This window comes from Acinetobacter sp. Root1280, from assembly GCF_001425285.1.
Taxonomy (GTDB): domain Bacteria; phylum Pseudomonadota; class Gammaproteobacteria; order Pseudomonadales; family Moraxellaceae; genus Acinetobacter; species Acinetobacter guillouiae.
This window is the reverse complement of sequence record NZ_LMED01000001.1, coordinates 510,148-522,525: the sequence shown is the minus strand read 5'-3', so window position 1 is coordinate 522,525 and position 12,378 is coordinate 510,148. Positions and strand designations below refer to the sequence as shown.

General features: G+C 36.6%; 13 protein-coding genes. 7 read left to right on the top strand and 6 right to left on the bottom strand.

Annotation, left to right across the window (positions count from 1 at the left end; all coding sequences use genetic code 11):
* Window positions 1-16: 16 nt before the first annotated feature.
* Together ASC84_RS02545 and ASC84_RS02540 are read left to right on the top strand one after the other, a co-directional pair.
* The gene (locus ASC84_RS02545) at window positions 17-628 is read left to right on the top strand and encodes a histidine phosphatase family protein (RefSeq protein ID WP_056511399.1); all 612 of its coding nucleotides are present in this window, start codon (window positions 17-19) and stop codon (window positions 626-628) included.
* Window positions 625-1,365, top strand: coding sequence for an adenosylcobinamide-GDP ribazoletransferase (locus ASC84_RS02540; protein WP_034616781.1), 741 nt, complete (start codon window positions 625-627; stop codon window positions 1,363-1,365). The genes ASC84_RS02545 and ASC84_RS02540 overlap by 4 nt, the downstream gene beginning before the upstream one ends.
* A 132-nt stretch (window positions 1,366-1,497) precedes the next feature.
* Here the strand turns inward: ASC84_RS02540 and ASC84_RS02535 are convergent, their stop codons facing one another.
* The 6 genes from ASC84_RS02535 to ASC84_RS02510 form a co-directional block, all read right to left on the bottom strand.
* Entirely contained in the window at window positions 1,498-3,585 is a 2,088-nt protein-coding gene (locus ASC84_RS02535; RefSeq protein WP_056511397.1) for a TonB-dependent siderophore receptor, read from the bottom strand.
* Window positions 3,586-3,778: 193 nt separating this feature from the next.
* Complete coding sequence (locus tag ASC84_RS02530) at window positions 3,779-4,315, bottom strand: DUF2058 domain-containing protein (RefSeq protein WP_056511394.1); 537 nt, start codon at window positions 4,313-4,315, stop codon at window positions 3,779-3,781.
* Window positions 4,316-4,330: 15 nt separating this feature from the next.
* Window positions 4,331-5,005 carry a YoaK family protein gene (locus ASC84_RS02525; RefSeq protein WP_004720212.1) on the bottom strand — a complete coding sequence of 225 codons (675 nt, stop codon included), beginning with the start codon at window positions 5,003-5,005 and terminating at the stop codon, window positions 4,331-4,333.
* Between the two features lie 32 nt (window positions 5,006-5,037).
* On the bottom strand, window positions 5,038-6,234 hold the full coding sequence (sstT, locus tag ASC84_RS02520) for a serine/threonine transporter SstT (RefSeq protein WP_056511392.1): 1,197 nt from the start codon (window positions 6,232-6,234) through the stop codon (window positions 5,038-5,040).
* Between the two features lie 169 nt (window positions 6,235-6,403).
* Window positions 6,404-8,131, bottom strand: coding sequence for a SulP family inorganic anion transporter (locus ASC84_RS02515; protein WP_056511388.1), 1,728 nt, complete (start codon window positions 8,129-8,131; stop codon window positions 6,404-6,406).
* A 126-nt stretch (window positions 8,132-8,257) separates the two neighbouring features.
* Window positions 8,258-8,569 (bottom strand): helix-turn-helix transcriptional regulator, encoded by a 312-nt coding sequence (locus ASC84_RS02510; RefSeq protein ID WP_004720219.1) that lies wholly within the window; start codon window positions 8,567-8,569, stop codon window positions 8,258-8,260.
* Between the two features lie 233 nt (window positions 8,570-8,802).
* On the opposite strand from ASC84_RS02510, the gene ASC84_RS02505 reads away from it, so the two are divergent.
* The 5 genes from ASC84_RS02505 to ASC84_RS02485 all read left to right on the top strand — a co-directional run bounded on the left by ASC84_RS02505 (window position 8,803) and on the right by ASC84_RS02485 (window position 11,917).
* Window positions 8,803-9,060, top strand: a complete 258-nt coding sequence (locus ASC84_RS02505; RefSeq protein WP_056511387.1) for a hypothetical protein — start codon at window positions 8,803-8,805, stop codon at window positions 9,058-9,060.
* 6 nt (window positions 9,061-9,066) lie between these two features.
* Window positions 9,067-9,810 carry a hypothetical protein gene (locus tag ASC84_RS02500; RefSeq protein ID WP_056511384.1) on the top strand — a complete coding sequence of 248 codons (744 nt, stop codon included), beginning with the start codon at window positions 9,067-9,069 and terminating at the stop codon, window positions 9,808-9,810.
* A 404-nt stretch (window positions 9,811-10,214) separates the two neighbouring features.
* Window positions 10,215-10,631 (top strand): YeeE/YedE family protein, encoded by a 417-nt coding sequence (locus ASC84_RS02495; RefSeq protein WP_056511382.1) that lies wholly within the window; start codon window positions 10,215-10,217, stop codon window positions 10,629-10,631.
* 2 nt (window positions 10,632-10,633) lie between these two features.
* Window positions 10,634-11,044, top strand: a complete 411-nt coding sequence (locus tag ASC84_RS02490) for a DUF6691 family protein (RefSeq protein WP_056511378.1) — start codon at window positions 10,634-10,636, stop codon at window positions 11,042-11,044.
* Between the two features lie 6 nt (window positions 11,045-11,050).
* Window positions 11,051-11,917, top strand: a complete 867-nt coding sequence (locus tag ASC84_RS02485; protein WP_056511375.1) for an MBL fold metallo-hydrolase — start codon at window positions 11,051-11,053, stop codon at window positions 11,915-11,917.
* The last annotated feature ends 461 nt before the right edge of the window (window positions 11,918-12,378 follow it).

Below are 12,378 nucleotides of genomic sequence, written 5' to 3'. Positions count from 1 at the left end.
CAAAAAGAGCATATGCATGAAATTGAGGATTGATCTATTACGTCACGGGGAAACTACGCTGAATCATACTTTGCGTGGTTCGACTGATGATGAATTGACAGAATTGGGCTGGCAACAAATGCACCAGACCATTTCCTATGATCAATCCTCTGTGCAAACACAATGGGATTTTATGTTTAGCTCGCCTTTAAAGCGCTGTTTCTCATTTGCACAGAGACTTTCTGAACAAGTTCAAATACCACTAATGCAAGATCACAGACTACAAGAAATTCATTTTGGTGATTGGGAAGGTATTTCAACACAGCAGATCTATGCAAAAACGCCTGAGTTATTAGAAAATTTTTGGCAATCTCCGACACACTTTACCCCGCCAAATGCTGAAAGATATTTAGATTTTCAGTATCGAATTAAGCAAGCATTACAAGCGATCAAAGAGCAGATGCTGGTTACACAAAGCCAAACAGCTTTGATTGTAACGCATGGTGGTGTGATCAAACTTTTAAAATGTATGGCGCTACAACAATCTCTTGATGACATTTTAAAAATGTCAGCAGAACTTGGGCAATTAAACAGATTTATTTTGGACAGTGAAACCATGCAGTTAGAGTTATTGGGGGACAATAGATGACTCCATTTTTTATTGCATTGCAATTTTTAACGATTTTCCCTGTTTATTTAAAAAATATGCCTTCGCCAAAACAAAATGGTCAGTCACTGCTATTTTATCCAGTGATTGGACTTTTGATTGGTTTGGTTCTGTTTGCCGTTGCCAGTTTTCTACATGTTTTGCCTGTAGTTTTACTCAGTACCATTATTCTGGTCATCTGGATTTTGCTCACGGGTGGCTTACATTTAGATGGTTTAGCGGATACTGCGGATGCTTGGGTCGGTGGCTTTGGTGATAAAGAAAATACCTTAAGAATTATGAAAGACCCAGCATGTGGACCGTTTGGTGTGCTGAGTTTAATTGTTATCTGTTTGATTAAATGGTCTGCACTGTATGTGTTATTACAGGAACAACACTATACTGCTTTGATTCTATTTCCTATTTTAGGGCGTTTAACACCATTATTTTTATTTCTGACCACTGAATATGTCCGTGAAAAGGGCTTAGGCTGGTCTATTGCCCAATATATTCCTAAAACTTGGGCAATGATCATTTTTGGTATCAGTTTATTAGGCGCAGGTTATTTTGTCTGGGTGGGTTTAGTGACCGCGACGATTTTTATTTTGACCTTAATTTATCTACGCTATAAGTTTATTCAACGAATCGATGGGATTACGGGTGACACCATTGGTGCCAGTATAGAAATCGCAGAAACCGTCTGTTTACTCTGTTTTATCATTTGTGGTTTTTATATTTAATCAGATTAAGAAAAAACCGAAGTTTTTAAACTTCGGTTTTTAAATTGATCACTTATTTACGTTTATCTACTCATTATTTATCAGTAAATAATTGATAAGATTTTGATTTATATACATCTATACTAATCAAGATTAGAATTTTTTCTCTACACTGAACAAGAAACTTGGAATAGCATCATTGACCCGAGCTTCATATAAAGCACCATCACTTTGATTATTTAAGCGCTCTTTATAATCTGTACTCAAAATATTACGAGCACTCAGTGTCGTTGCCCAGCCTTTAGGGAAGCGTTTTGTCGCACTAATATCAACATTTACACGTTTGTTGCTTGTACGATCATAGGGGAGATTGTCTAAAGCGCGGGTAAATTCTGGCGTGTAGCTTAGATTAATACTGCTTGCCAATTGCCAAGGCTGGTAATTGTATGAAACGCCTGTACTTGCTGTATAAGGGGCAACATCGCTGGCTAAACGTGTATTGTGGTCTGAGTCTTCGATTTTGGCGCGTATTGTCGATAATTGTCCATTCAACATAAATGAATGACCATTTTCGGTTTGTTTTAAAGCATAGCGACCTGAAATTTCTACACCATAGGTTGTTGCTTGGTCTTGGTTATACGGACGTTCAACAAAGCGTGTGCCTTCTTGACGAATCACTTTTTCGATATAGTCATCAATATCTCGATGAAAAGCCGTAATATTTACGCCACCTGCTGTAGTGTTATAACCCAAGGTCGTTTCCAGTGCGGTGATTTTTTCAGGTCGAAGATTGGGATTACCGCCACGGTCTGGGTTATTGATAGAGCCTGCATCAGCATCTGTTGAAACGGAAACAGTTGGCATGAGATTGTTACTATTTGGACTTTTAAAGGCGCGACTAATATTGGTTTGCAAAGACCATTGATCGCTAAAGTCAAAACGATGTGCAAGTACAGGGCTTAGGTTTTGATCACTATATTCAACCAAACCTGAACGCTCTAACCATTCCTGACGTGCACCCAAGGTAAGGGTTTGGTGTTTTGTAAACTTCCAACTGCTTTCTAAATAAAGTGCATAACGTTGCTCATCTAATGTATCAGCAATATTGCTTGCTAATTCATTGGCACGCGCATCAAGTCCAAATTTTACTTGTTTGCTTTCATCAAACTTGCGTACCCCATCATACGCTAAGCCGTATTCATTCACAGTTTCATCAATATAAGAACTATATTGATTGGAACGAGTGGATTCAGTTTCATTTTGTTTTTCAATAGACAAGCGGACTTTGTCTGAGTCACCTTTATCTTTACGCTCATATCGGGTGTTTAAACGAATACTGTCATTCTGATCATTTTGAACTTGATTACTGCTAGAGCCATCACGTTCATTCTTACGATAAAAAATTTCTGAAACCAGTTTTTGTTGATCATCAATTTGATATTCAACACGTGGTGCAAACATGGTATTTGTACGATTGGTACTGCGTATTTGTTGGCGTGTACCATTTATATTTTCGATTTCTGTGCTTGATTTGCTGTCATTCCACATTTGATTGGCTGAAACACTGTAAATCCATGCACCATCACGCCCATCTGCTTGTACACTGATATTTTTACGCTGTTCTTCTTTTTGATCCGATTGGGTGATGCCATATCCTAATTTAACATTGCCACTGATTCGAGCATCGTCTAAGGGTTCTTTTAAAATGATATTGATCACTGCGGATGAGGCAACTGAGGCTTGAGCTACACTAGGCTGTTTGGTGATTTCAATTCGTTCAATCATTTCAGGCGTAATTGAGTCAACAATAGACATTCCACCACGTGGTCCACCTTGTACGGCTTCGCCATTAATCAAAAATACTGGTGCGCCACCACCACGAAAACGCATGCTGCCAGAACCGCTTGATCCACGTGGTCCTTGTCCAGGTGTTGGCATTTGAAAACCTGCTGCACGTCTTAAAGCATCATTGACCGATTGATCGCCGAATTGCAGCATTTCTTCACGTGTCACAATGGTTTTAGCGACCGCACTGATATCAGGATATTTAGCAGGCGTTTGTTCCGCTGCAAAAACTAAGGTTTTTAATTGTTTTGGTGATTCATTTTGTTTAAGTTGAGTCGCTTCAGTAGTTTTATTTGTAGCTGTCGTTTCATCATTTGCAAGGCTTGCAGAGGTGATGGCGAATATAGCAAGGCTTAAAGTACTCAATGTACCCCAGTAAAGTTTTGTACGGTGCATGTTGCATCGTTCCATTTATGTAATTTCACGTAAGATTAGCGCACAATTATGTAGAAATTTTGAGGAAAAGTGCATGGATGAAAAATAAATTTAATACTGAATTTTTTTTATTTAAATCAAAAAAAAGCCTAATGAGTGAAGCATTAGGCTGATGAAATTTCTAAAAATATAAACTGAAAAATAGAACAGAGGATTACCACATCAAGTCATCTGGAATAACATAAGCAGCATAAGGATCTTCTTCATCTGTCACTTGTTCATTCTTCTCAGAATTATTGACAATAATAAATCCAGTCATTTTTTCATTGATACGTTCACCCAAAGCTTTAGGTAAAATTGCATAGGCATCATTATTGTCATGTGCGATTACCAAACTGCCTGAAACTAGGGCATTATAAACTTGCTGATTGATATAGATTTTCTTAACCGAACCATCAATAAACTGATAGACCGCATCGCCATCTGTATCTTTGATTTTATGTTGACCAATCATTTGTATAATTGAAGCTTTTAAGGCTTTTTGATCTAAAATGCGTTGTTTCTCTTGATTCAGCGCTTGGTCTTTACTGATTTTCTCTTGTTTGTCTTGTTCAATTTTAGCTTTAAGCTCAGCTTCATTACTCTGACCTGTACGTTGCTCATGCTGTGCCTGCTTTGACAATTTCTTTGCTTTTTTATTATCCACTAAGCCAGCTTTGAGTAACTGTGCTTGCAATGCGTTTTTGACCATAACAATAACCAACCATTAAATGTGTTTCGAACCATGCCGAAAATAAATAAACCAATACGTTAAGCTGAGTATTAAACTTAATCCAGCAGGGATAAGGAATGAATTTAATTGTAAATAAGGATACACGATACTGGCAATCAGCCCACCCAGAATAAATCCGCAAAGAATCAAAAAATGCAATGTGACACGGCGCTTTTCAATACCGAGTCCCCGAAAAAGATAGCCTAAAGCCAAACCAAGATCGGTTAAAACCCCTGAAAGATGTGTAGTGCGGATAATTGTGCCTTTATAGTGGCTGACCATGGCATTTTGCATTCCCATTGCGGTACTTGCCCAGAGTAAAGCATATTTTGGATAATAAGGAATAAATAACCAGCAAAGCAAAATAAACACACTCACAAGGCTGAGTGGAACACCATATCTACGACCAAGTTTAAAATTGCTATTGCCTAAAATAAAGCCACTATAACTTGATCCAATCACATAGCTGAGCATGACCAAGAAAAGGTAAAGTACATGATCATATTGTTGATGAATTAATGCTTGCGCAAATAAACTGGCATTGCCCGTCATATGAGAGATGGATTGATGAAGGACGGTAATCAAACCAAGCACATTAATTATGCCTGCATTGACTGCAAGCATAAATGCACCTAGTTGAATCCAAACGGGCAAATACTGTAGAGGCATAATTCCTTCTTTTTATTCATATACCTTGTATATTACTTTTTAGAAAGATCAACTGCTGCTGTAAATAAGACATCAGTCGAGGAATTCAATGCTGTTTCTGTTGAATCTTGAAGCACACTAATCACCATACCAATTGCAATCACTTGCATTGAGATTTCTGAAGGAATACCAAATAAACCACAAGCCACAGGAATTAACAACAAAGAACCACCAGCAACACCAGACGCACCACAAGCTGTTACCACAGAAACCACAGATAAGATCACCATAGTGACGATATCAACTTGAATACCAAGTGTATGCACAGCAGCAAGGGTGAGCACGGTAATTGTTACCGCTGCACCTGCCATATTAATTGTTGCACCTAATGGGATTGCAACGTTAGCAGTGGTGTCATTTACCCCTAAGCGTTTTGCCAAGTCAAGGTTTACTGGAATATTTGCCGCAGAACTACGGGTAAAGAATGCAGTGATTCCACTTTCTCTTAAGCATTTTAAAACCAAAGGATATGGGTTTTTACGCATCACAAAACCAACAATCAATGGATTGATGACGAGGGCTACAAAAAGCATGGTACCAATAAGTACAGCAATTAAGTGCGCGTAGTTTTTTAAGGTTTCTAAACCTGCTTGTGCAAATGTAGCAACAACTAAGCCAAAAATCCCTACAGGAGCAAATGCAATCACTACACGAATGATGGCATTAATTGCATCCGCAACATCTGTAATCACTTGTTGAGTGGTTTCTGAACCGTGACGAAGTGCTGCACCTAAGCCTACAGCCCAAGCTAAAATGCCAATGAAATTCGCTTCATGTAAGGCTGTTATTGGATTGGTAATAAAACTAAGGAGTAGATTTTTTAATACTTCTGCTACGCTACCTGGTGGCTGTAAAGTCACTTCGCTTGCATGTGCAAAAACCAAAGTACTTGGAAACATTGTGCTTATCGTAATTGCACTAATAGCAGCCAGTAACATTCCAATTGCATATAATCCAAGAATTGGTTTTAAGTTGCTCGCGCCTTCACCAACTTTAAAGTTAGCAATAGATGAGAGAACCAAGACAAATACAAGAATTGGTGCAATGGATTTTAATGCTTTAATAAAAAGCTCGCCTAAAATAATGAAATATTGGGCTGAATTGGGGAATAGATACGCAACTATAAAACCAAGAATAATGGCAATAAGAATACGAGTAACTAAACTTAAACGTGCTAGGACAGCAAACATGTTGAACCTTTATGCCTAAACTGGTCTAAAATCGATGAACAAGCCGCGTATTCTATACCTAAAAGCGAAAACTTAAATAATACAATTTCGCCATAAAAATTAAGATATTAAAAAATATATAGCTTTTTCAGCAATCATAATAAAAAATGTTGATAATTTAAACGATTATTTAACTAAAAGTTTGAGCATCCAATTGATGCATTGCTTGGTAATGCGTTAAATAAATATTTCCACTGAGCTGCCGAATTAAATTGGACTGTTTTAAACGATCCATGACTGGACCTTTGACTTCCGTGAGATGCATTTGAATTTTTAATTTATTTAAATCACTGTTGATTTCTTCCAAAGTTTCTAAAGCACTTGCATCTATATTACTAATACTTGAGCAATTGATCACCACATGATGTAGCTCTGGATGTTTGCTGACTTCTAAAATGATAAATTCTTTTAAAGTATTGGCATTTAAAAAACTTAGATTTTCATCTATACGAATAGACACAATATTGGTACTGGTCAAAACATCATGTCTTGAAATATTGCGGAAATGTTGCGTGCCTTCAACTAAGCCAATGACGGCAATATGGGGGCGGCTAATACGCCATAACAGCAATAAAAATGTAGAAACAATACCAATAATCAAACCTGTTGAAATATCGATACACAACACCCCAAAGAATGTGACCCACATGGCAATCCCATCGGCTTTGGAATAACGCCATGTTTCAATGAAGGGTTTAAAATCAACCAATTTCCAAATTGAGACCATAATGGTGACAGCGAGAATCGCCAAAGGAAGCTCTTTAAATAAACCAGTAAAATATAAACTCACAATCACGATAAAAATTGAAGATAAAACACCAGCCATAGGCGTTTTTGCGCCTGCATCTGCATTAACCACTGTACGTGATAAACTGCCAGTCACAGGAAATGCTGACGTGACACCTGCGCTAAAGTTGGCTAAACCCAGTGCAATCAGCTCTTGATTACTATTAAGCTCACTACGTTGCTGAAACGCTGTGGTCTGTGCAATAGAAATAGATTCGACAAAACTCACCATGGTAATCATGGCTGCACCGGGTAAAAGCTGGATCACCAAATCCCAACGCCAGTAGGGCATGGCAATTGGTGGAAATCCCGAAGGAATCTCCCCCACGGTTTTGATACCAAATTGGTCTATATGCAGGAAATGTATTAACCCAATCGAAATAAACACAAGAACCAAGGGCAGTGCTTTCACCCAGAATTGAAGAGAATGTGCAAAAGATTGGCAAAACTTAGATTTTAAAAAAACCGGAATGTAAATCAAAAACAGAATGGCACAGATACCAAAAATTAAAGTTTCAATACTGGTAAAGCTAATGTATAGCCATAGGCTTTGAATAAACTCGATAATATTGCCAGATTTTAAGGGTACATCGAGCATAAATTTAACTTGGCTGAGTGCAATCAATACTGCGGATGCGATGATAAAACTCTTAATCACAGGATGGCTGATTAAACGGATTAAAAATCCAAATCTAAAAATTCCCAGTAAACTTGAAAGTATGCCGACGAGAAGTGCCAATAAACATGCTGCTTGAATATATACAGGTGAACCCACCTCATAGAGAGGCTCAAGTGTAGCAAAGGTCATCATGGAAATCAGTGCAACAGGACCAATAGAAAGCGTTGGACTACCACCAACAATGGCATAGATGATCATGGGTAAAATACTGGCATATAAGCCTGTCACTGGAGGTAACCCAGCAACCATGGCATAAGCCATACCTTGTGGTACAAGCATTGCAATGACGATTAAAGCAGCAAGTAGATCAGCCCTAAATTTAGGGACATTATAGTCTTGCAGCCATTGCCATGCAGGGAGTATTTTACTGAGTTGAACTTTAGGAGCAGCCATTGGAACTTCATTAGCATATTTTCATATATATTATGCAGAAAAAATGCTAAGAAAAATAGCGACAGCTAACTTATATAATGAATTGTTTGTTTTTATTTTAAATTTATCTAGATGCTAAGATGTGTATTAAACCTGCGGGCAATACAAATCATATAAGGTTGTTAATACCACCGTCAGTTTTTGATCTTTAATAGAATAATAAATTTGCTTCCCATCACGACGTGTTGAAACAACATCACTTTTACGTAACATCATCAATTGTTGAGAAAGCGTCGGTTGATTAATCTGAGTTTTTTCTTCTATTTGCGAAACATTTAACTCTTCTTGAGCAAGATGGCATAAAATGAGTAAGCGATCTGTATTGGCTAAAGATTTTAAAATAGTCACGACTGATGCAGCTGATTCACGCATTACATCAATTTCAAGATCACTAGACATCGGTAGATTCCATCCATTATTTAGCACAGTATAACTGTGTCAGGGCTTGTCGTATGGCTTTTAGCATATGTTTTTTGATGAATTTCTAAATCAATTTTGTGAATATATCTTCACATTCTGTTTTAACTTTCTACAGAAATAGATTTCCTCTGCTTACAGTTGAATAAATAGACAAAAATAAGTGATATGTTAAGATGTAACTACAGCTAAAAATCAAGCTGAGGATATTTGACATGACGACATTTACAGCAATGAAGACGACATTACGTGAGGAAGCAACAATTCCAGTGCTTGCTATAAATGCGTTTAGTGCGGCATTTAATCATGCAAGTCAGTCAAACGCTACAATCACTTATGTAAAAGATCAACAGCTGGTACAACAACACAATGGTGTGATCAAAGTTGTTGAAGATTTATCTTCTGCCTATGTGGTTCCCAAGCTTAAACACAGTGTGTTAAAACGTAAAAAGAAACAAGAGGTGATGGCATAACTTTATATGCGACAGCCGAGAATAAGAATGTTTGCTGGTCCAAATGGATCAGGTAAAAGCACAATTAAAGACTATTTAGCGCCCCATCAGATTGGGGCATATTTAAATGCAGATGAGCTTGAGAAACAATTATCTGCGACTCAAAGTTTGTGCTTAGATGATTATCATCATGATTTATCAAACGTAGCGCTACTCAAATTTTTAAAACAAAAAAAGCGTAAAAAGAATGAGCAAGTTGTTCCGCTATTATCGTTAAAACCACAAATTGTTGATGGACTCATTGTATTTGACCGAGATGAAATCGACTCCTATCTTTGCGCACGCATTATCGATTTTATTCGGATGGAATTTTTAAGGTTAAAAATAAGTTTCACTTTTGAAACTGTTATGTCGCATATCAGCAAAGTTGAGTTTCTACGTGAAGCACAGAAACAAGGCTTTAAAACGTATCTGTACTATGTGGCAACTGTTGACCCCAAAATTAATATTGGACGCGTGCAATATCGGGTCGCTACAGGTGGTCATGCTGTACCTGTGCAGAAAATCTGTGAGCGCTATTATCGCAGTTTAGATTTATTGATGCTGGCAATTGAAGCTTCAGATCGTGCATATATTTTTGATAATTCAAGTCACGGTGAAAAAGCAGCTTTTATTGCAGAGATCGAAAAGGCTGAAGTGCTAAAACTAAATCCTGTTGTAGAGTATTTCCCTAAATGGTTTGTAGACAAAGTATTGAATGAATTTAATTAATCTGATGATTAGATCTGTTTTATAAAGCAAAAAAGATCATGTTGAGTGAAATATATTGGTATTGAAAGTTCCTTCTTACTTTGGAATAAGGCTAGAATGAAGGGGATTTTATCTTGATTTATCGTTTTAAAAAGGACTGATGAAAGAAGTCTATTGGCAAAGCATTAAAAATTAAAATGAATTATAAGTTTTTGATTATTATTCATAAATATGATTAAAGCCATTCAGTGATTTAAATCAAAACTAAAAAATAAGCTGTGCAATTCTCTAGCAAAGCATATAGGTATTATATTTGCAGTTATGCCTTTGATTTGCATATTTCTATATATCATTATCTGAAGATGAGGTTGATTAATTTAAATAATTATATATTATAAAAACATATATTGTATGGGTTTAAAGCAATGCATGATTTTATACTCGCCTTTTTGGGTGGAGTTCTACTTGGGCTGGCTGTAGTTGGCTACTTATTTGTAAATGGTCGTGTTGCTGGGGTAAGTGGTCTAATTGCACAAGTCCTCAATCCACACAGAATTTTTAAAACACCTGCTTTGTGGTTTTTATTGGGCTTATTCAGCACACCATTTATCTATGGACAGATTTTTAATCCTGAAATTGTGATGCTAACGACAAGCCCAATTTTACTTGTCATCGCAGGTCTATTGGTTGGCTTTGGTACACGATTAGGATCAGGCTGTACCAGTGGTCATGGAATTTGTGGGATAAGTCGTTTGTCTAAACGCTCAATTGTTGCGACTTGTACCTTTATGCTGGCTGGATTTATCACAGTGTATGTGATGCGTCATGTGATTGGAGCTTAATCATGAAAAATATCTTTGCATTCATCTTTGGCGGGCTATTTTCTGTAGGATTAATGCTTTCGGGTATGTCGAATCCAGCAAAAGTCATCGGTTTTCTAGATATATTCGGGCAGTGGGATCCAAGTCTGGCTTTTGTGATGATCGGCGCAATTTTAGTCGCATTTATTCCTTTTCAAAAAGCGATACGCAAACCCGTGACTGTATTTAATGAAGTGATCGAATTACCAAAAAATACCCAACTCGATACAAAGTTAGTTGCAGGCGCTTTCATTTTTGGTATAGGTTGGGGAATTGCTGGAATTTGTCCAGCACCAGCATTTACATTGATTGGTTTAGGTCATTATCAAGCCCTATATTTTATTGTTGCCATGCTGTTTGGCGTATTGATTCATCGCAAATTGACAGGAGCATAATTTTTTATGAATCCATTTGTACAAGATTTTTTTGATGAAGCCAGTAATACCTTTAGTTATGTAGCGGTTGATCCTGCTACTCAATATTGTGCCATTATTGACAGTGTATTGGATTATGATGCGGCATCTGCAACAACATCGACAACACATGCAGACCATATTATTGAGTATATTCAAAAGCATCATTTTATAGTGCAGTGGATTCTTGAAACACATGTACATGCAGATCATTTAACAGCTTCGCAATATTTAAAAGCACATTTAGGCGGTCAAATCGCCATGAGTGAAAAAATTGTGACTGTTCAAGATATTTTTAGTCAAATTTATCATCTTGATTATGAGGCTTTAAAAGCACAGCATTCATTTGATTATTTATTTAAGGATCATGAAATTTTTAAAATTGGCGAGTTAGAGGCATATAACCTCCCTACACCTGGTCATACTCCAGCTTGTTTGACCTATGTGATTGGTGATGCAGCCTTTGTAGGTGATACTTTATTTATGCCTGATTATGGCACAGCGCGTTGTGATTTTCCAAAGGGCAGTGCGGCACAACTTTATGATTCTGTAATGAAAATTTTTAACTTACCCGAGCATACTCGGTTGTATTTATGCCATGATTACTTGTCAGAATCACGCCAAGATTTTCATTGTCAAACAGACATCAAGACCCAACGTGAAGAAAACATCCACATCCATATAGGAGTGACTAAACAAGCCTTTATTGCTATGAGGGAACAACGTGATGCTACATTGTCTATGCCGAAACTGATCCTTCCAGCTATTCAAATTAATATGAACGCTGGTAAATTTCCTGAGCCTGAAATGAATGGTGTTCGTTATTTAAAATTACCTTTAAATTATTTTAATTAATTTGCTTGGAGTAAAATTTACTTATTAAATGATAATGATTTCAATTTTTATTCAACAACATTCGATTTATTAATAATGGATGTTTATTTAGTTTTTTAGAATAATACATATTTAAGATGATTAAAAACCATTCATTAGTTGATTTTTTTACAATTATTGTTAAGGTTGTTGTTAATAAGTTTAGAATCGGAACATGGAATTAAGTTTCTCTAGAAAAAACCAAAAGAGGGAGCAGGGTTGCTGATATTACAAAAGATAAAATTTATTTATCAAGTTGATATTTAAGGATAATTTAAACAAACATAGGTTTGTCATAAATTTGAAACATACCTGAAAACTTAAAAGAATAGATTTTATAAACGTTATTGTATACAATTTAAACTTATTGGTTAAAGTGTGACTTATATCACATGGTTTTTTTAAAAAAATAACGACTCGACACTTGGGTTATACAAGAATCT